17 protein-coding genes and 1 pseudogene are annotated in these 21,964 nt (G+C 73.0%); 7 read left to right on the top strand and 11 right to left on the bottom strand.

The features are described 5' to 3' along the window. Window positions 1-20 precede the first annotated feature (20 nt). Window positions 21-3,167 carry an NACHT domain-containing protein gene (locus tag ACIGQF_RS26955; RefSeq protein WP_399715015.1) on the bottom strand — a complete coding sequence of 1,049 codons (3,147 nt, stop codon included), beginning with the start codon at window positions 3,165-3,167 and terminating at the stop codon, window positions 21-23. Window positions 3,168-3,664: 497 nt separating this feature from the next. On the opposite strand from ACIGQF_RS26955, the gene ACIGQF_RS26960 reads away from it, so the two are divergent. After that, window positions 3,665-4,375, top strand: a complete 711-nt coding sequence (locus ACIGQF_RS26960; RefSeq protein WP_399715018.1) for a M23 family metallopeptidase — start codon at window positions 3,665-3,667, stop codon at window positions 4,373-4,375. A gap of 19 nt (window positions 4,376-4,394) precedes the next feature. On the opposite strand, the gene ACIGQF_RS26965 is transcribed toward ACIGQF_RS26960, so the two are convergent. Continuing rightward, window positions 4,395-4,973: a helix-turn-helix domain-containing protein gene (locus ACIGQF_RS26965; RefSeq protein WP_361552526.1), complete on the bottom strand. Its 579-nt coding sequence runs from the start codon at window positions 4,971-4,973 to the stop codon at window positions 4,395-4,397. Between the two features lie 156 nt (window positions 4,974-5,129). Between ACIGQF_RS26965 and ACIGQF_RS26970 the strand changes: the two genes are divergently transcribed. Then, window positions 5,130-6,725 carry an MDR family MFS transporter gene (locus ACIGQF_RS26970; protein WP_399715020.1) on the top strand — a complete coding sequence of 532 codons (1,596 nt, stop codon included), beginning with the start codon at window positions 5,130-5,132 and terminating at the stop codon, window positions 6,723-6,725. 117 nt (window positions 6,726-6,842) lie between these two features. After that, window positions 6,843-7,094: pseudogene (locus tag ACIGQF_RS26975) on the top strand (helix-turn-helix transcriptional regulator); the annotation flags it as partial. On the opposite strand, the gene cseC reads toward ACIGQF_RS26975, so the two are convergent. From cseC to ACIGQF_RS27000, 5 genes are all read right to left on the bottom strand, one after another. Next, window positions 7,092-8,399: a two-component system sensor histidine kinase CseC gene (gene cseC / locus ACIGQF_RS26980; RefSeq protein ID WP_361552518.1), complete on the bottom strand. Its 1,308-nt coding sequence runs from the start codon at window positions 8,397-8,399 to the stop codon at window positions 7,092-7,094. The pseudogene ACIGQF_RS26975 and the gene cseC sit on opposite strands and share 3 nt — an antisense overlap. 7 nt (window positions 8,400-8,406) lie before the next feature. Then, window positions 8,407-9,120, bottom strand: coding sequence for a two-component system response regulator CseB (gene cseB, locus ACIGQF_RS26985; protein ID WP_399715024.1), 714 nt, complete (start codon window positions 9,118-9,120; stop codon window positions 8,407-8,409). An 8-nt stretch (window positions 9,121-9,128) separates the two neighbouring features. Beyond that, window positions 9,129-9,836: a hypothetical protein gene (locus tag ACIGQF_RS26990; RefSeq protein ID WP_399715026.1), complete on the bottom strand. Its 708-nt coding sequence runs from the start codon at window positions 9,834-9,836 to the stop codon at window positions 9,129-9,131. A gap of 66 nt (window positions 9,837-9,902) precedes the next feature. Beyond that, a complete protein-coding gene (locus ACIGQF_RS26995; RefSeq protein WP_399715029.1) occupies window positions 9,903-10,454 on the bottom strand; it encodes a SigE family RNA polymerase sigma factor in 552 nt (183 codons plus the stop codon). Between the two features lie 484 nt (window positions 10,455-10,938). Continuing rightward, entirely contained in the window at window positions 10,939-11,976 is a 1,038-nt protein-coding gene (locus tag ACIGQF_RS27000; RefSeq protein ID WP_399715032.1) for an A/G-specific adenine glycosylase, read from the bottom strand. A gap of 199 nt (window positions 11,977-12,175) precedes the next feature. Here ACIGQF_RS27000 and ACIGQF_RS27005 point away from each other — a divergent pair, with 199 nt between their 5' ends. Both ACIGQF_RS27005 and ACIGQF_RS27010 read left to right on the top strand, forming a co-directional pair. After that, a complete protein-coding gene (locus ACIGQF_RS27005) occupies window positions 12,176-12,676 on the top strand; it encodes a pyridoxamine 5'-phosphate oxidase family protein (protein ID WP_399715035.1) in 501 nt (166 codons plus the stop codon). Window positions 12,677-12,770: 94 nt separating this feature from the next. Next, window positions 12,771-14,804: an aconitate hydratase gene (locus ACIGQF_RS27010; protein WP_399715038.1), complete on the top strand. Its 2,034-nt coding sequence runs from the start codon at window positions 12,771-12,773 to the stop codon at window positions 14,802-14,804. 70 nt (window positions 14,805-14,874) lie between these two features. On the opposite strand, the gene ACIGQF_RS27015 is transcribed toward ACIGQF_RS27010, so the two are convergent. Further along, window positions 14,875-15,069: a DUF397 domain-containing protein gene (locus tag ACIGQF_RS27015; RefSeq protein ID WP_399715040.1), complete on the bottom strand. Its 195-nt coding sequence runs from the start codon at window positions 15,067-15,069 to the stop codon at window positions 14,875-14,877. A 249-nt stretch (window positions 15,070-15,318) separates the two neighbouring features. Here ACIGQF_RS27015 and ACIGQF_RS27020 point away from each other — a divergent pair, with 249 nt between their 5' ends. Further along, window positions 15,319-16,149 carry a hypothetical protein gene (locus tag ACIGQF_RS27020; protein ID WP_399715043.1) on the top strand — a complete coding sequence of 277 codons (831 nt, stop codon included), beginning with the start codon at window positions 15,319-15,321 and terminating at the stop codon, window positions 16,147-16,149. Window positions 16,150-16,254: 105 nt separating this feature from the next. Here the strand turns inward: ACIGQF_RS27020 and disA are convergent, their stop codons facing one another. Beyond that, window positions 16,255-17,379 (bottom strand): DNA integrity scanning diadenylate cyclase DisA, encoded by a 1,125-nt coding sequence (disA, locus tag ACIGQF_RS27025; protein WP_361552494.1) that lies wholly within the window; start codon window positions 17,377-17,379, stop codon window positions 16,255-16,257. Window positions 17,380-17,592: 213 nt separating this feature from the next. Continuing rightward, window positions 17,593-19,035 (bottom strand): DNA repair protein RadA, encoded by a 1,443-nt coding sequence (gene radA, locus ACIGQF_RS27030; RefSeq protein ID WP_399715045.1) that lies wholly within the window; start codon window positions 19,033-19,035, stop codon window positions 17,593-17,595. A gap of 245 nt (window positions 19,036-19,280) precedes the next feature. Here radA and ACIGQF_RS27035 point away from each other — a divergent pair, with 245 nt between their 5' ends. Continuing rightward, window positions 19,281-21,047, top strand: a complete 1,767-nt coding sequence (locus ACIGQF_RS27035) for a sigma-70 family RNA polymerase sigma factor (RefSeq protein WP_399715048.1) — start codon at window positions 19,281-19,283, stop codon at window positions 21,045-21,047. 48 nt (window positions 21,048-21,095) lie between these two features. On the opposite strand, the gene ACIGQF_RS27040 is transcribed toward ACIGQF_RS27035, so the two are convergent. Then, on the bottom strand, window positions 21,096-21,959 hold the full coding sequence (locus ACIGQF_RS27040; protein ID WP_399715050.1) for a hypothetical protein: 864 nt from the start codon (window positions 21,957-21,959) through the stop codon (window positions 21,096-21,098). Window positions 21,960-21,964: the final 5 nt, after the last annotated feature.

Consider the following 21,964-nt stretch of genomic DNA (forward strand, 5'->3'; position numbering starts at 1 on the left):
GTTTGCAACGCGGTTGGGGCTCAGGGTAGGGGAGCGGGGCGGGATTGTGAGGGGGCCGGGGCAGCACCGGGCGGTCCGACGACGTCGAGCGTTTCCAGGCCCGGGAAGTGGCGCGCGACGGCTTCCCGGTCGATGAACGCTCCCGTGGGATCGAAGAGCCGGAGAGTGACCAGGCCGGGGAGCGTGAGCCCGGCCGGGCAGGTGGCGAGGCCGTCGACGCCCATGCTGAGGTGCGTCAGCGAGTCCAGTGCCGCGATCGCCTCCCAGCCCGCGGCGTCCCGGGGGCAGGCCCGGGAGTCGAGCAGGAGCCGCCGCAGCCCTGGCCACGCCCGTACGACGAGCGGCCCCGACCAGTCGCGGGAAGCGGTGCCGCCCAGCCGCAGACGCTCGAGCGGAGCGTCCTTCGGCAGGTCGTCGGGGCTCCAGGCGATGTCCGGCAGGTGGACCGTCAGGTTGGTGAGTCCGGACAGCGAGGCGAGGGGGCGCAGCTCCCGGAGCCCGGGGAGGTGAAACAGGCCGAGGCGCTTCAACGGCAAGCCGGCGAGCGGCGAGAGGTCGCTGATGCGCGGGGCGTCGTAGAGGATCAGCTCGGCGAGCCGGGGGGTGTCGCGCAGGAACCCGAGGTCGTGGATGTCGTTCGCCTCGATCCGGAGGAAACGGGCGCCGAACTCACGGGCGTAGGACGCCAGCGCCTCCTGGGTGACCCTGCTGCGGATGTCGAACTGCTCCCGGCCCCCGGCCTCCCGCAGCAGCCGGAGATGTTCGTCGGTGTGGACCGAGAACATCAGATCGTCCGGGGTCAGGTGCCGGACCACCTCCTCCGCGTACCGCTCCGCGGGAAACCGGTGCCAGGCCCACACCAGTTGTGAGCGGACCCGCAGCGCCGGGTGGTCCCGGAATCGGGTCAGTACCGCCATCGCCCGCTCCGACTCCACGTTCGAGGCCGCGACCGTGACGGCGACGGCCTCGTCCTCGGTCAACCCCTCGGGTCCCGGCAGGAGTTCCAATACCAGGGGCCCGGCGGCCGCCAGTTCACGGGCCTCCTCCGCCGAGCGGGGCGGCAGGAGTTCCGCCGTGCGGTCCTCCACGGCTCTGCGGACCGCCGGGTCCAGTTCGGAGGCGTGTTCCAGGCAGGCCAGGGCGAGGAGCAGGATGCGGATGCGTACCGGGCGCTCGTCCTCGCCGTTCGCCGCGTCCGCGCGGGCCAGCAACTCGCTGAGGATCTCAGCCCGTTCGCGCGGCCGTCCGTGTGCGACCGCCATCCGGATCACGTCCTCCCACTGGGAGTCGTGCGCGTGGGCGATCAGGAGGCCGATGTCCCACTCCTCGACGGCGGCCCGCGCGCCCAGGTAGTCCTGGAACGTGCGGTGCACGAAGTCGACGGCGCCGGGTGTGGGTTCGCGCAGCAGGCCACTGCGGAGCAGCAGGTGCCGGAAGACCGCGCCGGCGTCCCCCTGGGCGGCCGCCGCCGGTACGGCGGGCAGCGCGTCCGCGACGATGCGCTCGGCGTGCTCCCGGTCCAGCTCGGCGCGGCCGTTCCGGATGAGCCAGTACGCGAGCCGCTGGAGCAGCTGGATCTGCGGTTCGTCGCTCAGCTCGATGCCGTCCGGGCCGTTCATGTCGCGTTCCCGATCGCGGCGCGACAGCAGCATCGTGAGCGCCGCGTCGTACAGCTCCTTGCGCCCGTGCGGCAGGTAGCCGCGCCGGTCGCGGTGAAGGGCGCAGACGAGTCCGCACATCAGCGGGTTGGTCGCCAGCCGTCCCAGGTCCTGCTTGGTGCGTACGGCGTGCAGCAGTGACTGCTCGTACGCGGCGAGCCGGTCCTCGTCCGCGGGCGCGTCGGCGCGCGCTGCGGCGTGCCAGCGCCCGATGAACGCGGCCACCTCGTCCCGGCCCATCGGGGCGAGCGTCAGTTCGGTGAAGCCCTCGGCCGCGAGCCAGTCCTCGCGGACGGCGGAGGGGCGCGAGGTCACCATCCACAGGTTGTGGGGGAACGCGTCGAGGAGGTCGCGCAGCCACTGCCGGGCCCGGTCGCGCTCCCGCTCCGGTATCTCGTCCAGCCCGTCCACGAGGACCAGCCCGCGGCCGCTCGCCAGCACCCGGTGCGCCCAGCCGGCCGGCTGCGCGCCGGACACCGGGCAGCCGACGGCCGCGAGGAAGCCGTCCGGCGTGGGGAGGCCGCCCCCGGCGCGCTGGAGGGTCCGCAGGGGGAGGACGAAGGGGACGCGGCCGTAGAGGTGCGGCAGGGCGGTGGCGTCGCCCGCCGGGGTGCAGGTGACCGCGAGCCACTGCACCAGCGTGCTCTTGCCCGACCCGGCGACGCCGCGCAGCAGGATCCGGTCGCGCCCGGCCAGCGCGTGGTCGGCGCGGACCGGCGGGGCGGGCGGCGCGGGGACGTCCGGCAGGCCGTCGTACGCGTCCTCGGCGTCCCGGCCGGGGCCCTGCGGCGCGTACGTCGCGCGCAGGCTCAGATACGCCGCGTCCAGCGGCCACCGGTCCGGCGAATGCGCCAGGTCGATGCCGTAGATCGTCAGCCGGCCGTGCTTCTTCCCGAGGTACGCGAGGTAGTCCCGCTCGAAGGCGGTGTCCGCGGCCAGCTGGGTCGGGTTCCGTGCGATCAGCTCGTCCGTCAGTGCGATGAGCCGGTCCAGGCTGCGGCTCTGGTCGACGAGGGTGCGTGCGACGAACGTCGACCGCCGGCTGAAAAAGTGCACGATGTGCAGGCAGGCGGCGCCCAGCAGGGCGTCGTACAGCTGCTCCGCGTCCCGCGAGAGGGCGCTCAGCGGCACCTGGCCCGTCTTTTGCCGCAGCCGGCCGGCGAGCGCCGGGGCGCCGAGCCGCACGGCCTGCACGTCGTCCATGTCCAGCGTGCCGAGGCCGTACAGGGTCCGCGCGAGCGCGTCGGCGACGGCGGCCTCCTCATCGGCGGGTACGGGCCGCTCGCCGGGCCCCGCGGCCCGTACCGCGCGGGCCACCAGCTCCTCGGCGATCTTCCGCAGATCGCCCTCGGTGAGTGTGCGCTTCTCGCCCGTGAACGACACCAGCGCCGACACCCGTACCGGCCGCTCCACGAGCCCCGCGCCGGGCCCCTCCTTCACGAAGAGCTTCTTCATGAGCGGCGCCACGGCGGACGACGCCAGCCGGGCCCCCAGTGCCGCCGGTTCCATGCCGGGCTCCCCCTCCTGTGCCGGCCGAATGTGCCTTTCAGGTTACCGGGGTCACAGGCCCTTGGTCCCGAAACGGACATACCAAGGGCCTCGCGCAAAGCGCGCACAACGGGGGGTTCGGTGACATGACGCACAGCGGATTTCGGGCCTACTAAAGGAGATAGGAAAGGCGGCGGCCGGTTTCGTGGGGCGTAGTTCCTCAGCGCCGTGGGACTTTCGGCAGGGGGGTGGCAGGGTTCTGCGGCAGGGAAGTCGAGGATCAAGGGAACCGCTGGTGGGAGCCGAATTCGACGACGGGGAGCGGGCCCAGAAAGAAGTCGGCGGGGATGTTTTGAAGCGAATGGAGGGGGTAGCGCAAGGGGCTGATTCCCGCAGCTGCTGATACGGCATCGGGTAGTAGAAAGGGCCCTTGGCAGGTCTGCGGGTGGGGGTTACCAAGGAATGGCGATCCCGGTTGGTCCCGGCCGGGAGTCTTTTCTTTCGGAGGTAATTCCCGCATGTCGAAGTTCTCCCTCACCCGGTATTCGAAGAAGCCCGCCCTGCGTACCCGCGCCACTGTTCTGGTGGCGGGCATGGGCGCCTCCCTCGCGCTGGGTGCCGGTGCTGCTTCGGCGATGGACGGCGGCGCGGTTTCGCTCCAGGGCCTCTCCACGGACGTGGGGAGCACGGTGAGCGCGCAGGCCGACGCGCAGAAGAAGGCGATCGACGCGGAGAAGAAGGCCAAGGCCGACCGCGCCAAGGCGGCCGCTGACCGGCACGAGCGTGCCCAGCGCCAGCTGCAGAAGACCAACGGCTGGGAGAAGCCGGTGGACAAGTACGGCATCGGCGAGAAGTTCGGTCTGGCCGGCAGCCACTGGTCGCACGGCCACAGCGGCCAGGACTTCGTGGTGCCCACCGGTACCGAGGTGAAGGCCGCGCACGAAGGCACCGTCGTGAAGGCGGGCCCGAACGGCGGCGGTGACGGTCCCGCGTACGGCAATGCCATTGTGATCAAGCACGGTGACCGCACGTACACCCAGTACGCGCACCTTTCGAAGATCCAGGTCCAGGTGGGCCAGAAGGTCTCCGCCGGTACGCAGATCGGGCTTTCCGGCAGCACCGGTAATTCCACCGGTCCGCACCTGCACTTCGAGGTCCGTACCGGCCCGAACTACGGCTCCGGTGTCGAGCCGGTGGACTTCCTGCGCGGCGAGCACGTGAACCTCTGAGCCGCCGGAAGAGCAGAACTCAAGATGCCGCGGGATGATTCGCCGCGGTGACCAATTCGAGGGCGACCTCGAGGATGGCCTTGCGCTTCTCCTCGGGGTCGCCCTCGACGTTCTGCATGGCGAACATGCCGGCGTGCAGCGACACCAGTGCGGTGATGCAGCGCGCCTGGTCCGTCAGCTCGGCCTCCGGCTCCTTGAGGAGGCCGACCATCGTCAGCATGCGTTCCTTGAACGACTCGCCGATGCTGAGGTCGCGGACGGTGGCCTGGTTCTCCTGCATGAAGCGGAAGAGCGGTGCGGCGTCGCGCAGCGCCTCGCTGTAGCGGCGGACGACCTCCTGCTTCGTCTCCAGCGTCCGCGGCCGGCCGGCGGCCCATTCGATCAGCTCGTCGCAGGGCCTGGCCAGGTCCTCGAAGAGGCTGATGACGATGTCTTCCTTGGTCTTGAAGTGGTAGTACAGGGCGGCCTTGGTGACCTCCAGCCGCTCGGCGATCTCCCGCAGCGAGGTCTTCTCGTACCCCTGCTGGGCGAAGAGGTCCAGGGCCACGTCCTGAATGCGCTGCCGGGTGTTGCCCCTGCGCGCGTGTCCTGTGCCCATGGTGCTCTCCTACCTCGTCGGTGCCGGTCTCGCAGGCTATCCCTGGTCAGGCGGGGCGGGGCAAAACTTACTTGACGCCCGGCTAGTTTCTCTCTTACCGTCCTCATCGTAAGCAAACTTGCCGGGCGGCAAGTAAGTACCTTGAACGGGGGAGTGATGGCCGCAACCCAGGCCGCCGCGCCGACGGACACCGGTGGCAGACAGCCCGCGAGCGTCCGTGTGGTGCTCTTCGCACTGATGATCGCGATGCTGCTCGCGATGCTCGACAACATGATCGTGGGCACGGCCATGCCGACGATCGTGGGCGAGCTGGGCGGCCTCGAACACCTCTCGTGGGTGGTCACCGCCTACACCCTCGCCACCGCCGCCTCCACGCCCATCTGGGGCAAGCTCGGCGACATGTACGGCCGCAAGGGCGTCTTCCTCGCGTCCATCGTGCTGTTCCTGATCGGCTCGGCGCTCTCCGGCATGGCCCAGGACATGGGCCAGCTCATCGCCTTCCGCGCGGTCCAGGGCCTGGGCGCCGGCGGCCTGATGGTCGGCGTCATGGCGATCATCGGTGACCTGATCCCGCCCCGGGAGCGCGGCAAGTACCAGGGCATGATGGCCGGCGTCATGGCCGTCGCCATGATCGGCGGCCCGCTCGTCGGCGGCACCATCACCGACCACCTCGGCTGGCGCTGGAGCTTCTACATCAACCTGCCGCTCGGCGCGATAGCCCTGGTCATGGTCACGGCCGTGCTGCACCTGCCGAAGAAGCGCACACAGGCCCGTATCGACTACGTGGGCGCCGCGCTGCTCACCATCGGCATCACCGCGCTCGTCCTGATCACCACCTGGGGCGGTACCGAGTACGACTGGCTGTCGGCGCAGATCGTCGGCCTCGGCGCGCTCGGCCTGGTCTCCCTCGTCGCCTTCGTGTTCGTCGAGCGCAAGGTCAGCGAGCCCGTCCTGCCGCTGCACATCTTCCGCAACGGCAACTTCTCGCTCGTCACCCTGATCGGCTTCCTGGTCGGCTTCGTGATGTTCGGGTCGATGACCTTCCTGCCGCTCTTCCAGCAGTCCGTCCAGGGCGCCTCGGCCACCAACTCGGGCCTGCTGCTCCTGCCGATGCTGCTGGCGATGATGGCCGTCTCGCTGGTCGCGGGCCGGATCACCACGACCAGCGGCCGGTACAAGATCTTCGTGGTGGGCGGCGGCGCGCTGATCACCGCGGGTCTCTTCCTGCTGTCCCTGATGGACACCGGCACCAGCCGCTTCACCTCGGGCGCCTACATGGCCGTGCTCGGCGCAGGCATGGGCTTCCTGATGCAGACGACCATGCTGATCGCGCAGAACAGCGTCGAGATGAAGGACATGGGCGTCGGCTCCTCCTCCGCCACGCTCTTCCGCACCATCGGCGGCTCCTTCGGTGTGGCGATCTTCGGCGCCCTCTTCACCCACCAGGTGCAGAACACCATGACCGAGCGGGGCGGCGCGGCCGCAGGCAAGGCCATGGAGGGCGGCTCGCAGCTCGACCCCGGCGGCCTGGCGCAGCTCCCGGCCCCGCTGAAGGACGCGTATCTGCACGCGGTCGCGGACGGCACCCACCTGGTCTTCCTGTGCGGCGCCGCCATCAGCGTCATCGGCTTCCTCGCGGCCTGGTTCCTCAAGGAGGTGCCGCTGCGCGGCGGCCCGGCGGACAAGCCGGCCGCCGAGGAGTCGCAGGACGCCGCCCCGGTCGCCGAGGAACAGCTTCCGCAGGGCGTCTGACCTGGCACGACGCGAAGAACGGCCCCGGCACCGGCAAACGGTGCCGGGGCCGTTGTCAGTGGTGCGTGTCAGCATCGGAACGAGGACCACGCACCCGGCACGGCGCACCTCGCCCATCTGCGGCAGCTGCGCCTCGCCAAGGACGCGACGGACCGTGACTGGGCCGAGCCGCTCGACCTGGACGCGGTGGCCGCGCACGCCGGCTACTCCCGCCACCACTTCGTCCGCGCCTTCAAGGCGGTCTACGGCCGCACCCCCGGCCAGTACCTCAGCAGGCGCCGCATCGAGCGCGCGGAGCAGCTGCTGCGGACGGCCGACTTGTCCGGCACGGAGACCTGCACCCTGGCCGGCTTCACCAGCCTGGGGTCAGTCCTCCGTGCCGGGCAGCTGGATCACGGGGAAGCTGCCGGTGGCGGTCGGGGCGTTCTCGGGCAGCCAGAGGACGGCGACGGCGCCGCTCGTGCCGTCCACGGCGGCCTCCGCGTTGCGGAAGGTCAGCCGGGCGCCGAGGACCCGGGCCTGGCCGGCCGCGATGGTCAGGCCCAGGCCGTGGCCGCGGCCCGCCCGGTCGCTGCTGCCCGTACGGAAGCGGCTCGGTCCCTCGCGGAGCAGTGCCTCGGGGAAGCCGGGCCCGTGGTCGCGGACGCGGATGACGCGGCCCTCGACCGTGACCTCGACCGGCGGTTTGCCGTGCCGGGAGGCGTTGGCGATGAGGTTGCCGAGGATCCGTTCCAGGCGGCGCGGGTCGGTGCTGACCTCGGCGTCCCGCAGCACCTCGATCCGGATGTCCGGGCCGAGCGCCCGCACCCGCCGGCGGACGAACTCCCCGAGGTCGACGTCCTGCAGCTCGGCGCGCTCGGCGTAACCGTCCAGGCGGGCCACCTCCAGCACGTCCTCGACCAGCGTGCGCATGGCCTGCGCCCGGTCCCGGACCAGCTCGGTCGGGCGGCCGGGGGGCAGCAGCTCCGCCGCGGTGAGCAGTCCCGTGACCGGCGTGCGCAGCTCGTGCGCGATGTCCGCCGTCACCCGCCGCTCGGCCTCGATACGGGTCTGCAGCGCGTCCGACATGGCGTCCATGGCGTGCGCCAGCTCGTCCGTCTCGTCCCGTACCCGGCCGGGGAGCTGGTCCCGTACCCGGACGGACGTGTCGCCCTCGGCGAGCTTGCGGGCCGCCGCTGCCGCCTTCCGGAGCCGTTTGGAGAGCCGGCCGCCGACCAGGACGCCCAGCGCGCAGCCGGCCGCCACCACCGAGATGGACCCGATGAACAGCGCCTGGTCCAGGTCGTCCAGGACGGTGAAACGGTCGGGGAAGTCGTTGTGGAGGGAGAGCACCCGGCCGTCGTCCAGCGGTGCCGCGGCCCACACCTCCGGCGCGGCCTCGCCGTTGTCCTCCAGGAAGGTGGCGCGCCGGCCCTCGGCGACCTCGGCGCGCAGGTCCTTGGGCAGCTTCGGGTCGTCCAGCCGGGCGCCGAACTGCAGCCGGCTGGTGGTCTCGTAGATCCGCTGGGTGAAGTTCAGCCGCTCGATCTGCACGTCGCGGCTGTTGTCGAGCATGGAGACCCGGGCGGCGTTGTGCACGACGAGGCTCAGTGCGATCGCGACCAGCGCTCCGACGAGCGCGATCGCCGCACTGAGCTTCCAGCGCAGTCCCGTACGCAGAGGGAGTCCGACCACGCCGCGGTCAGCCTCTCAGCTTGTAGCCGAAGCCGCGGACCGTCTCGATGCGGTCCTGGCCGATCTTGCCGCGCAGCCGCTGCACGTGGACGTCCACGACCCGGGTGTCGCCGCCCCAGCCGTAGTCCCACACGCGCTCCAGCAGCCGGTCGCGGGAGAGCACCGTGCCCGGCGCGTCGGAGAACTCCAGCAGCAGCCGCATCTCGGTCGGCGTCAGCGCGACCGGCTCGCCGGCCCGCCGCACCTCCATGCCCTCGGTGTCCACCTCCAGGTCACCGAAGCGCAGCAGCCCGTCGTCCGCCGCGGAGGCGGTCTCCTTGCCCGCGCCGCTCCGGCCGTCGGGGCCGCTCGCGTGCCCGAAGCGTCGCAGCACCGCCCGTATCCGGGCGACCAGTACCGCGCCGTCGAAGGGCTTGGTGACGTAATCGTCGGCGCCCGCTTCCAGGCCGAGCACCACGTCGATGGAGTCGGCGCGCGCGGACAGCATGATCACCGGGACCGTGGACTCGTCCCGGATCCGCCGGCACAGGCTGACCCCGTCCAGGCCCGGCACCATGACGTCCAGCAGGGCGATGTCGGGCCGGTCGGCACGGAACGCCTCCAGGCCCGAGAGCCCGTCGGGCATGGCCGTCACCGTGAAGCCGTCCCGCTCCAGCGCGAGTTGGGTGGCCTCGCGGATGACGTCGTCGTCCTCGACGAAGAGCACATGGGTCTCGGCCATGCGGGTTCTCAATCCTCCGATGGTGTCGCGCTGGGCCCGGTTCCGTCGCCGGTCTTGCTGTAGTCGGTGTAGTAGTGGGAGTACTCACGGAAGCGGTCGCTCTTCCAGTGGTACGTCATCACATCCTCACCCGTGGGGCAGCAGACCGCGTCGTCGGTCTTGTACGTCTGCTTGGTGATCTCCAGCTCGCCCTTGCTGACCGCGGCGTAGACCGGCGGCTCCTCGCTGGTGAAGACGTTCTCGTAGCCCTTGGCGCCCTTGCGGTACACGTACGACCCGATGCCGACGGAGTCCGCGCAGGTCATCACGTTGACGATGACGTCCGCCGTCTTGTTGCCGGTCAGCGGCGCGTAGGTGACGTCGATCGGGTATTCGTCGGCCGTGCACGGCTTGGCCAGCGTCTTCTTCACCTCGGCGCCGACCTTGGGGTCCTCGCGCAGCAGCGCCCGCGCGTCGACCTTCTTGTACGTCACCGACGACGAGGGGGAGGGCGACGGCGCATCGCCGCGGGCCCGGGACGGCACCGGCGAGTCGGCGGCCGAACCCTCGGACCGCACCCCGTCGCCGGTCGTCTCGCACCCGGCCAGCAGCAGAGCGATCGCGGCGACCCCCGCGAGGGCCGTGCCGGTCGCGCGCCACAAGGTCGCGGGCAGGCGCGAAGAAGCGGCCGGCCGCTTCCCGGCCGGTCCGCCGTCGGCTCCGCCGCCTCTGGTCACACCGCTCCTGCTCACCATGTGCCTGTCACCCGTCGCCGGCCCACTGACCGGCGGTGCCGCCGCCGGTCAGGCCGCGCACCGCTCCCGCCCCCGGCCGTCACGCTCCAGTACGCGCGCGTCGACCTCACGGTTCACCAGTTCCTGGCGCAGCCGGGCCAGCGCCCGGTGCAGCGTGCTCTTGACCGTCCCCGTGGACATGCCCAGCGCCGCCGCGGTCTCCTCCGTACTCATCTGCTCCCAGTGTCGCAGCACGACGACGCTGCGCTGCTTGGGAGCCAGTACCGAGAGGATGTCCATCAGCAGGGCGCGGTCGGCGCGCTGCTCGGCGCCGTCGTCCACGCTCGCGTCCGGGAGCTGCTCGGTGGGCACCTCCTCCAGCTTGCGCGCCCGCCACCACTCGGTCCGCGTGTTGATCATGACGCGGCGCAGGTAGGCGTCGGCGAGGGACTTGTCGGCGATGCCGTCCCAGCGGCCGTACGTCCGCACGAGTGCCGTCTGGAGCAGGTCCTGGGCGTCGACCGGGTCGGGCACCAGACGCCGGGCGCTCCGCAGCAGGGCATCCTGCCGAGTGCGTACGTACTCTTCAAAGTCCAGTACCTTGCCGCCGCTGGTCGCCATACCGACGCCTCCGTTCCTCCGCCTGCGTTCCCCACGTTGTGTGTGCCGGTGGTCGCGGGCCGGGCGCCGTACGTCTGTCGGCGCGGCCCTCATCTCCAGCACGGAAGGGACGCTACGGAGGGGGTGTTGCGGCGTCATGCGCGACTGCCCCACGGCGAACGCACGGGAATCCGTCGGTTGTGTAACAGCGGCGCGGGGCTCCTCCTCGCGGGGGACGGAAGCCGCCGGAACGTCATCCCCCAGAGGGAGGACGGGCCCGCCGGGCGGCGGGTTCCACGGAAAGCGGCATTCTTCGGCATTCGCCGGTAATCCGGTGCAGTCCGGCCGAGTCCGGTGCAGCTCGGTGCGGCCCGGTGCGGCCCGGGCTGACAGGACCGACCAGGCCGACCAGGCCGACCGGACCAGCAGGACCGGCCGGATCGCCCGGACCGGCGGAGCACCCCGGTCCGGGCCGCGTCGTACCGGAAAGGAGATCCGGAACGGATCAGGTCAGCGGGAGCCGGTACAGGCCGTCCGGGAGGGGCTCCACCAGGCCGTCGGCGACCAGCCCGTCCAGGGCACGCGCCCGCTGGACCGGCTCGTGCCACACCGCGTCCAGCCGCGCCTGCGGCACCGGTGCGACGGCCTCGCGCAGCACGGCCAGCAGCTTGCCGCGGACCTGGCGGTCGGTGCCCGCGTACGTCTGGACGCGCCGCGGCGGGCCCTCGTGCTCGGGGCAACCGGCCAGCCGCCAGGCGCACTGCGCGGCGACCGGGCAGCGCACGCACTCGGGGCTGCGCGCCGTGCACACCAGTGCGCCCAGCTCCATCGTGGCCGCGGCCCACTTGGCGGCGGTCGCCTCGTCCTCGGGCAGCAGCGCGCGGGCGAGCTTGCGTTCGGCGGCGGTGGTGGCGTTCGGCGGGTACTGGCGGCCGGTGACCGCGCGGGCGAACACACGGCGGACATTGGTGTCGAGTACCGCGTGCCGCTGCCCGTACGCGAAGGAGGCCACCGCCGCGGCGGTGTACTCGCCGACGCCGGGCAGCGCCAGCAGCTGGGCGTGCTCGCGCGGCACGTCGCCGCCGTGCCGCTCCTTTATCGCGGAGGCGGCGGCGTGCAGCCGCAGGGCGCGCCGCGGGTAGCCGAGCCGGCCCCAGGCGCGCACCGCCTCACCGGACGGCTCGGCGGCCAGGTCGGCCGGGCGGGGCCAGCGGGCGAGCCACTGCTCGTAGATGGGCAGCACCCGGTTGACGGGCGTCTGCTGCAGCATGAACTCGCTGACCATCACGCCCCAGGCACCCGCCTCGGGGCGGCGCCACGGCAGATCGCGGGCGTGCTCGTCGAACCAGTCGTTGACCGGCTCGTGCAGCCGCCGGCCGGCCCTGTCGGCGGCGTCGGCGGCATCCGTGGCGATGCCGGTGGCGGAGGCGGAGGCGGCGGCGGGCTCGGCGGGGCGCGGTGCCGGGGTTCCGGCGGTGCGTCCGTTGCCGGGCTCCACGGCGGCCTCGCCGGCGGGCTGGGCGGGGGCAGGAGTGGAAGTCATGGCACCGTCGATCCTGACACGGTGCCGCGCGGCGGTGAAACGACCCGGCCCCGTGCCGCCCGTTGTGCACCTGCACGTGGTACGCCGACTGCTGCAACGGGGCGTGCGCGGGACCGCCGGACGTGGCGGCCGTGGGTGCGGCCGGCAGGGGGCGCGGGGTGCCGTTTCCGCCGCCCGGCCGGCGAGCGAGGATGCTCCCATGAACCAGAGCACGCACCCGGACCGTCCCTGCCCGCCCGAGATCCTGCTGGCCCTGGCCGACCACACCACCATGACGCTCGCCTACACGGACGAGGACGGGCCGCAGGCCTGCGCCGTCCTGTACGCCGCGACCGACGGCCCGGACCCCGTCCTCCTCTTCGTCACGTCGGAGTCCACCCGGCACGGCCGGGCCCTGGCCGCCGCGCACCCGGCGGCCCCGGTCGCCTTCACCGCCCAGCGCGACGACCAGGAGTGGTCGGGCCTGACGGGAATTCAGGGGCGCGGCACATGCCGCCGTCTGGAGGGTGCGGAACGCCGCCGGGCGTGGCGCGCGTACGCCGACCGCTTCCCGTACGTCGCGCTCAGCCCCAAGCTGCGCAGCGCCATGGACCACACCGCCTTCTGGGAACTCCGCCCCACCTGGCTCCGCCTGATCGACAACGCCCGGGGCTTCGGCCACAAGGAGGAATGGACCGGCGCCGCCGGATTCGGCCAGTAGGGGCGCGCCGCTCCCGTACGAGGGTCGCCTCGGGACGAACGGGTACTCAGGGTGCGAAAGCGAACGAAAAGCGCGCGCACTGAGGGAGGCGGGCATGGCGGCGAGCGGCCACGCGACGAACGGCAGCCTCGCGCACCGGCTCATCGCGGACCACCTGGTGGACGGCGAACCGGAGCCGGGCAGCGAGATCGGCCTGCGCATCGACCAGACCCTGACGCAGGACGCCACGGGCACGCTGGTCATGCAGGAGCTGGAGGCCATCGGCCTGGACCGGGTACGCACCGAGCTGAGCGTCCAGTACGTCGACCACAACATCCTCCAGGCCGACGGGCGCAACGCCGAGGACCACGCCTTCCTCCGCTCGGCGGCCCGCCGCTTCGGGGTCTGGTACTCCAAGGCGGGCAACGGCGTGTCGCACCCGGTGCACATGCAGCGGTTCGGGATCCCCGGCCGGTCGCTGGCCGGATCCGACTCGCACACCTGCGCAGCGGGCGCGCTCGGCATGCTCGCCATCGGGACGGGCGGACTGGAGGTCGCGCTCGCCATGGCGGGCCGTCCGCTGCGCCTCACCATGCCGGAGATCTGGGGCATCCGGCTGACCGGTGCGCTGCCGGAGTGGGTGAGCGCCAAGGACGTGGTGCTGGAGATGCTGCGGCGGCACGGCGTGAAGGGCGGCGTGAACCGGATCATCGAGTACCACGGCCCCGGTCTGGCCGGGCTGTCCGCGATGGACCGCCATGTGATCGCCAACATGGGGGCCGAACTGGGCGCGACCACGACCGTCTTCCCCGCCGACGAGGCCGTACGGGACTTCCTGCGCAGCGAGGGCCGGGAGGACGCGTACCGGCCGCTCGCCGCGGACCCGGACGCGCGCTACGACCGGGCGGACGAGATCGACCTGAGCGCCCTCGAACCGCTGATCGCCCGCCCCACGTCACCCGGCAACGTGGTCCCGGTGCGCGAGGTCGCCGGCGAGCGAGCCGACCAGGCGGTCCTCGGCTCCTCCGCCAACCCCGGGCTGCGCGACTACGCGGTCGCCGCGGCGATGGTCCGGGGGCGCCAGACCGCTCCCGGGGTGAGCTTCGACGTGAACCCCACCTCGCGCGAGACGCTGCTGGACCTCACCCGGTCGGGCGCGGTGTCGGACCTGGTCGCCGCCGGGGCCCGCATTCACCAGGCGGGCTGCCTGGGCTGCATCGGCATGGGCCAGGCGCCCGCCGCCGGCCGCAACTCCCTGCGTACGTTCCCGCGCAACTTCCCCGGCCGCTCGGGCACCGAGGACGACCGGGTCTGGCTCTGCTCGCCGGAGACCGCCACCGCGTCCGCGCTGACCGGCGTCATCACCGACCCGCGCGACTGGGCCGCGGAGGTGGGCGCCGACCACCCCGCCGGCCTCCCCACCCTCCGCCGCGAGCCGGTCAACAAGGCCATGCTGGAACCGCCGCTGCCCCCGGACGAAGCAGCCCGCGTCGAGCTGGAGCGCGGCCCCGGCGTCTCGGCGCTGCCCGAACTCGCCCCCATGCCCGACACACTGTGCGGCCCGGTCCTGCTGAAGGCCGGCGACGACGTGTCCACGGACGAGATCTCGCCCGCGGGCGCCAAGGCCCTGCCCTTCCGGTCCGACATCCCGCGGCTGGCCGACTTCACCTTCACCCGCCTCGACCCGGAGTACCCGCGGCGCGCGGCGGAGCACCGGGACCGCGCGGAGCGGGACGGGCAGGACGGCGGGCACCTGGTCGTGGCGGGCGACAACTACGGCCAGGGCTCCTCCCGCGAACACGCCGCCCTGACCCCGCGCTACCTGGGCCTGCGCGCCGTCCTCGCCAAGTCCTACGCCCGCATCCACTGGCAGAACCTGGCCAACTTCGGCGTTCTCGCCCTGGAGTTCGACGACCCCGCCGACTACGACCGCATCCACCAGGACGACGAACTCCGCCTGGAACACGTGCACGAGGCGCTCGCCCCGGACGCCGAGCCGGTCCTCACGGCGGTCAACGTCACCCGGGACGAGCGCTACCGCCTGCGACACAACCTCCCACCCGGCCGCCGCGCCGCCGTACGCGCCGGCGGCGTGATCCCGGCCCTCGCCGCGGAGGAGTCGGGGAAGCCGGAGAAGCCGGGGGCCTAGCAGGCCCAGCAGGCGAACTCCGCTCGGCGCTGGGGCCGGTGACGGGCTCCGCGTCTCGCGGATCGCCGCGTCAGCGGCCTATGTGCGCGACAAAGGCGGACCAGGCGTCGGCCGGGAAGAAGAGGGCCGGGCCCTGCGGATCCTTGCTGTCGCGGACGGGGACGCCGTGGGGCGTGTGGTCGGCGACCTCCACGCAGTTGCTCTGCGGATTGCTGTAGCTGCTCTTGCGCCAGTTGGTCAGGGACAGGCCGGTCGGAGTCTTCACAGGTGTACTCCTCAGTCGCGTGCGGTCCATGTCGAGTGAACGTTTCCTCACACCCGGTTCGCATCGTACGTATGTCCGACGTTGCGGCATAGGGTGCCTGGACGGTCGCCCTCGGGCTCGCGCCGCATGGTCGCGCGGAGGGGAATCGCGGGAGTTGACCAGGGAGAACCAGGCTGATGATGGGAAAAGTCGGGGGTGCGTCGGCGGGTACTGGCTGGCATCGGGGCTGACTTCTCGTACAGTTTCCGCGTGGGATCTCTGCGCAATCCGATCGGGCCGCTTCCCTCCTCCATCTACTGGCGACGGAGGGCGGTCGCGCTCGCGATCCTCGCGCTCCTCGTGCTGCTGGTGGTGTGGGCCGTCAGCATGAGCAACACCAGTGGTGATGGCGGCTCGAACAACAAGGGGTCGGCCGGCGGTCCCGCCACGTCCATCACGCCCGGCCCCAACGCCACCGACTCCGGCATCAGCCAGAAGCCGGGCGGCCGCGACGAGGCGGGCGACGGCGGCGGCGACGGTGATGCCGACGCGGGCTCCGGCGGGGCCGGGAGCGGCGGTTCGGGCGGCTCCGGCGGCGGTACGGGCGGTGGTACGCCCATCGGTGAGGGCGGCGGTAGCGGCTCCGGCGCGGGTGCCGGCAGCGGTGGCGGCGTCCTGGTGCCGGGTGGCTCCGCGCTCGCCGACTGCCAGGGTTCCGACGTCGAGTTGAAGCTGCGCAGCAGCAAGAACTCCTACGGCCCTGACGACCGCCCGAAGTTCGAACTGACCGTCAAGAACTCCTCGGACCAGGACTGCAAGGTCGACCTCGGCCACAAGTCCGCCGTACTGACGATCAGTCACACCGACAGTGACGACCACCTGTACGCCTCGGACGACTGCCCGCCGAGCACCGGCCCCGCGCCGCTGAAGGTGCCCGCCGGCGCGACCCTCACCCGGACCGTCGAGTGGGACCGCAAGCCCACGGCCCCGCAGTGCGCGACGCCCAACGCCAAGACGGCCAAGGCGGGTACCTACCTCGCCGAGCTCACGGTCGACGGCCTGAAGCCGGACAGCACGTCCTTCGTGCTCGCGAAGGACTGACGGGGGCGGAAGGGGAGGAGCGGGCCCGCCTCTTCCGAACCGCCCGACGGTCCGCGACCGCCGACGACGGGCCCGCAGCCGTACCGGCCGGCGGGCCCGAGCGGGTCAGACGTAGCGTTCCAGGATCGAGGATTCCGCGAGGCGGCTGAGGCCCTCGCGGACCGAGCGGGCGCGGGCCTCGCCGACGCCGTCCACCGTCTGGAGGTCGTCGACGCTGGCGGCGAGGAGCTTCTGCAGGCCGCCGAAGTGGTCGACGAGGCGGTCGATGACCGCGCCGGGGAGGCGGGGGACCTTGGCCAGCAGGCGGAAGCCGCGCGGGGAGACCGCGGAGTCCAGGGTCTCGGGCGAGCCGCTGTAGCCGAGGGCGCGGGCCACGATCGGGAGTTCGAGCAGCTCGGTGTGGGAGAGCGCGTCCAGCTCGGCGAGCGCCTCGGCCACCGTGCGGGACCGCTTGGCCGTCGGCTGGGGTACGTAGTCGCGTACGACCAGCTCCCGCTCCGGCTCGACGCCCGCGATCAGCTCGTCCAGCTGGAGGGAGAGCAGCCGGCCGTCCGTGCCCAGCTCGACGACGTACTCGGCGATCTCGGTCGCGATCCGGCGGACCATCTCCAGGCGCTGGGCCACGGCGGTCACGTCGCGGACCGTCACCAGGTCCTCGATCTCCAGCGCGGAGAGCGTGCCGGCGACCTCGTCCAGGCGCAGCTTGTACCGCTCCAGGGTCGCGAGCGCCTGGTTCGCGCGGGAGAGGATCGCGGCGGACTCTTCGAGGACGCGGCGCTCGCCGTCCACGTAGAGGGCGATCAGGCGCATGGACTGGCTGACCGAGACGACCGGGAAGCCGGCCTGGATGGAGACCCGCTGCGCCGTACGGTGCCGGGTGCCGGTCTCCTCGGTGGCGATGGAGGCGTCGGGGACGAGCTGGACGCCGGCCCGCAAGATCTTGGTGATGTCCTTGTCGAGCACCAGCGCGCCGTCGAGCTTGCACAGCTCGCGCAGGCGGGTGGCGCTGAACTCGACGTCGAGGACGAAACCGCCGGTGCACATCGACTCGACGGTCTTGTCGAAGCCGAGCACGATGAGACCGCCGGTGTTGCCGCGGAGGATGCGCTCCAGTCCGTCACGCAGTGCCGTGCCCGGTGCGACCGCGCTCAGCGAGGCACGCATCAGACTGTCACCGCCGGAGCTACCGCCGGACCTTCCGGGGGACGACGCCCGGTCGTTGGCTGCCACTGCACTCCTCCGTCGCAAGGTCTGTCGGTGCCGCAGCCCGCCCGGAGCCGCCGTGGCCGCGTGAGTACGTCGCGGGCGCGATCTGCGGCAGGACTGCGTTGACGGGCGAGACCAGGGCAAAGTCTACCGGCGACGCGCCGTTTACCTAGGGGAGTCCCGTCCGGGCGGCGCGGGGCGGCACCCGCCCGGCGCACCGGAGGCGGCCTCCGCGGCTCAGCGGCCGCTCAGTGGGGACGCCTCCGCCTCCTCCGGCGCGCCCTGCTTCCGCGCGGACTCGCGGGGTGGGCGGCGGGGCAGCACGCGCAGCGCTTCGCCGACGTCCGCGACCTCCCGGACCCGCATGCCCGCCGGGATCTTGCCCGGATCGGCCGGCACCAGGGCGTGGGTGAAACCCAGCCGCGCCGCCTCGGCGAGCCTGCGCTGCACGCCCGTGACCCGGCGGACCTCGCCCGCGAGGCCGACCTCGCCGATCGCCACGAGGTTCTTCGGCAGGGGCGTGTCGGACGCCGCACTGGCCAGCGCGAGCGCCACGGCCAGGTCGGCGGCCGGCTCGGACAGCTTCACGCCGCCGACCGTCGCGCTGTAGATGTCCCGCTTGCCGAGCGCGGAGATCCGGCCGCGCTGCTCCAGCACGGCCAGCATCATCGAGACCCGGGAGGTCTCCAGGCCGGAGGTCGTCCGCCGGGGGGACGGGATCTGGGAGTCGACCGTGAGCGCCTGGACCTCGGCGACCAGCGGGCGGCGGCCCTCCAGGGTGACGGTGAGGCAGGTGCCCGGCACGGGCTCGTCGCGGCGGGTCAGGAAGAGGCCCGAGGGGTCGGCCAGGCCGGTGATCCCCTCGTCGTGCAGCTCGAAGCAGCCGACCTCGTCGGTGGCTCCGTACCGGTTCTTGACGCCCCGTACGAGGCGGAGGCGGGCGTGCCGGTCGCCCTCGAAGCTCAGCACGACGTCGACGAGGTGCTCCAGCAGGCGGGGGCCCGCGATGTTGCCGTCCTTGGTGACGTGGCCGACGAGGAGCGTGGACATCCCGCGCTCCTTCGAGGCGCGGATCAGCGCCCCGGCCACCTCGCGGACCTGGGCCATGCCCCCGGGCGCGCCGTCGATCTCGGGCGAGGCGACGGTCTGGACGGAGTCCAGGACGAGCAGGGAGGGCTTTACCGAGTCGAGGTGGCCGAGGACGGTGGAGAGGTCGGTCTCTGCGGCGAGGTAGAGGTGGTCGTCGATGGCGCCGATGCGGTCGGCGCGCAGCCGCACCTGGCTCGCGGACTCCTCACCCGTGACGTAGAGCGTGCGGTGGTCCTCGCTCGCGGCCTTGGCGGCGACGTCCAGCAGCAGCGTGGACTTGCCGACGCCGGGCTCGCCGGCGAGCAGCACCACGGCGCCGGGGACGAGGCCGCCGCCGAGTACGCGGTCCAGCTCGGCCACGCCGGTGGAGCGGGCCGTGGCCTGCCGGCCGTCGACCTGCCCGATGGGCAGCGCGGCCGTCGTCACCCGGCCCGGCGCCGTCGTGCGGACGGCCGGGCTGCCGCCGGCCTCCTCGACCGTGCCCCACGCCTGGCACTCGGGGCAGCGGCCGAGCCACTTCGCGGTGGTCCAGCCGCACTCGGTGCAGCGGTAGGAAGGGCGGTCCTTGGCCGGGGATTTGCGGGTTGCCATGGGAGCCACCGTAGCCGTGGGGTCCGACAACGCGGCCGGGCGCGGTACGGACGACGTCCGGTGAGGGGCAGGAGGCGGGTGGCGGCGAATGACACGTTCCGGGTGGCAGTGGCCATGGATACGCGTGTGGGGGACGGGGCGGACCGGACGCCTGTCCCCTTTTGAGGGAGAACGTCACCCGAAAGAATTAAAAGCCGCCAACCGGCCCCGACCGGTCACCGTCGCCTGTCTACGGTCGCCGGGTGATGAGCAGCAGGCCCGGACATCCGACACAGACCACTGCCGCACCGCTCCGCGCGCCCCGGGCGGAGCGGGACCGGCGGCAGGGCCGGGCCGGCCGTGCCGCCCGGTCCGACCGACACGACCGGCACGACCTCTCCACCGAGCGCTACGAGCCCTACGTGGACGGACTGTTCACGTACTGCCTCTCCGTGCTGTGCGAGCACGGCGCGGCGACCGAGGTGCTCGGCGAGGTGCTCGCGCTCGCCGAGCGGCAGCACGGGCGCCGCCCGTCCGACCCCGCGCTGTACCGCCCGTGGCTGTACGCGCTGGCCCGCTGGGCGTGTCAGCGGCGGCTCGCCGACCCGGACGCGCGCCCGGAGCCCGCGGCCGGCGACGAGACCGATCAGCGGCGCGAACTGGCCGCGCTGGCCTGGCCGGAAGCGGCCGGTACGACACCGGAGCAGCGCGAGGCGCTGGAGCTGTCCGTACGGCACGGGCTCGGCTCCCGCGAACTGGCCGCCGTGCTCGGCATGGAGCCGGTCACGGCCCGGGCCCTGCTCTCCACCGCCGCCTGCGAGGTGGAGCGCACCCGCGCGGCGCTCGCCGTCGTCGAGTTCGGCCGCTGCCCCGACGTGGCCCGGCTGGCCGGGGACACCCGGACGCTGCTGGGCACGGCGCTGCGGCGGGAGCTCGTACGGCACGTCGACGCCTGCGAGGAGTGCCGCCGGACGGCCGAGCGGGCGACGGCGGGCGGGCCCTGGCCCGGGGCCGAGCCGGTGGCGCAGGGGCCGCTGCCGATGGTCACGGCGCCGCGCGCCGCGGCCCGCGTCGCGATGCGCGCGGCCCTGCGGTCGCGGACCGGGCGGGCGGTGGAGCCGCTGGAGAAGGGGGCGCAGGGGCGCACGAAACGGGCGGCCGGCGTAAACGGTTCTGCACCCCGCTACGACCGCGACGGCTTCCCCCTCGGGCCCAAGGACCGGGCGGCCCGCAACGCCCGGCTGCGCAGCCGCGCGCTCACCACGACCGTCGTGGCCACGGTCCTGGCGGCGCCGGTGCTCGCCCTCTGGGCCGCGTACCGGGGCGCGCCGCTGACCGGCGAGACCGACGGCACGTCCGTCACCGCCGGCGACACCGAGGGCGACCGGCTGGGCGCGCGCCCGTACGAGAAGGCGGGCAGCGCGCAGACCACGCCCGATCCCCGGTTCGGTGCCGGCACTCACTCGCCGGACGTGTCGGTGGAGGTCATCGGCGCGCAGGGCGAGCGGCTGGGGGAGGCCGTGCCGAGCCCTTCGCGGTCCCGCACCGGGCCGGGACGGCTGACCGTCGCGGCGCAGCCGAGCGGCGACCTCACCCTCATCACGCTGTCCGCCTCCGGCGGGACGCCCGTGCGGTGGGCGGCGCACACCGGCGCGCCGTGGCTCCAGTTCAGTACGACGGCGGGGGTGCTGCAGCCGGGGGAGACGACGACGGTCAGGGTGTACGTCGACCACGACCGGGAGCCGGCGGGCTACTGGCGGGCCCGGATCACCGTGGACCCGGCGGGGGCGGTGATCACGATCGAGGGGCGCGGCGCGACGCGGCCGGACCCCGGAGGGCCGCGGCCGACGCCGACGCATCCGCCGACGGACCCGACACCCGGGCCGCCCGATCCGACGCCGTCCGACCCGTCGCCGAGCGACCCGCCGCCGTCCCCGACGCCGACGGATCCGGCACCGTCCGACCCGTCGCCGAGCGAGCCGCCGCCCAGCACGACGCCGCCGCCGTCGGACAGCGGCAGCCCGGCGGGCTGAGGGCCGGAGCCCGGGGCCGAGCGCCGTCGGGCCCGGGCACCGCCGCCGTCAGGCCTTCGGCACCACCGGCATAGGCAGCAGCACCGGGTCGGCCGGGTGCGGGGCCACCGGGCTTTCCGAGGCCAGGCGTTCCTCGCAGAGTTCCGCGAGGCGGTCGTAGCCCTCCTTGCCCATCAGCTCGATGAGTTCGGGGGCGTACGACTGGTACACCGCCTTCGACGCGCCGTGCGCGGACGTCGCCGAGGTGCACCACCAGTTCAGGTCGTGGCCGCCGGGGCCCCAGCCGCGGCGGTCGTACTCGCCGATGGTGATTTCGAGGACGCGGGTGTCGTCGGGCCGGTCGATCCACTCGTAGGTGCGGCGGACCGGGAGCTGCCAGCAGACGTCCGGCTTGGTCTCCAGCGGCTCGCGGCCCTCCTGGAGGGCCAGGATGTGCAGCGAGCAGCCGGCGCCGCCGGGGAAGCCGGGGCGGTTCTGGAAGATGCAGGAGCCCTTCCAGCGCCGGGTCTGGCGCTCGCCGTCGTCCTCGTCCTCCTCGACCCAGCCGGTCGTGCTGCCCACGTCGTGGAACTGCCAGATGTCCGGCGTGAGCCGCGCCACGTGCCCGGCGACCCGTTCCTCGTCCTCCTCGTCGGAGAAGTGCGCGCCGAGCGTGCAGCAGCCGTCGTCGGCGCGGCCCGCCTCGATGCCCTGGCAGCCGCCGCCGAAAACGCAGTTCCAGCGCGAGGTGAGCCAGGTCAGGTCGCACTTGAAGACCTGCTCGTCGTCGGCCGGGTCCGGGAAGGTGACCCAGGCACGGGCGAAGTCGAGGCCGACCTCGTCGGTCACCTCGTCGGACGCCGCCCCGCGCGCCTGCTGCTTTTCGAGCTTCTTGAGGGCTTTTTCCTGCTTCGCCTTTTTCGTCTTCGCCACATCCC

The sequence above is a fragment of the Streptomyces sp. NPDC053560 genome, from assembly GCF_044544605.1.
GTDB lineage: Bacteria > Actinomycetota > Actinomycetes > Streptomycetales > Streptomycetaceae > Streptomyces.

Bases quoted from the DNA above. Each gene is read 5' to 3' on its own strand.
- ACIGQF_RS27035 (WP_399715048.1), top strand. From the start codon at position 19,281: ATGAGCAGCAGGCCCGGACATCCGACACAGACCACTGCCGCACCGCTC.
- ACIGQF_RS26970 (WP_399715020.1), top strand. From the start codon at position 5,130: ATGGCCGCAACCCAGGCCGCCGCGCCGACGGACACCGGTGGCAGACAG.
- ACIGQF_RS26955 (WP_399715015.1), bottom strand. From the start codon at position 3,167: ATGGAACCGGCGGCACTGGGGGCCCGGCTGGCGTCGTCCGCCGTGGCG.
- radA (WP_399715045.1), bottom strand. From the start codon at position 19,035: ATGGCAACCCGCAAATCCCCGGCCAAGGACCGCCCTTCCTACCGCTGC.
- ACIGQF_RS27000 (WP_399715032.1), bottom strand. From the start codon at position 11,976: ATGACTTCCACTCCTGCCCCCGCCCAGCCCGCCGGCGAGGCCGCCGTG.
- cseB (WP_399715024.1), bottom strand. From the start codon at position 9,120: ATGGCCGAGACCCATGTGCTCTTCGTCGAGGACGACGACGTCATCCGC.
- ACIGQF_RS26960 (WP_399715018.1), top strand. From the start codon at position 3,665: ATGTCGAAGTTCTCCCTCACCCGGTATTCGAAGAAGCCCGCCCTGCGT.
- ACIGQF_RS26965 (WP_361552526.1), bottom strand. From the start codon at position 4,973: ATGGGCACAGGACACGCGCGCAGGGGCAACACCCGGCAGCGCATTCAG.
- ACIGQF_RS27005 (WP_399715035.1), top strand. From the start codon at position 12,176: ATGAACCAGAGCACGCACCCGGACCGTCCCTGCCCGCCCGAGATCCTG.
- ACIGQF_RS26995 (WP_399715029.1), bottom strand. From the start codon at position 10,454: ATGGCGACCAGCGGCGGCAAGGTACTGGACTTTGAAGAGTACGTACGC.
- ACIGQF_RS27010 (WP_399715038.1), top strand. From the start codon at position 12,771: ATGGCGGCGAGCGGCCACGCGACGAACGGCAGCCTCGCGCACCGGCTC.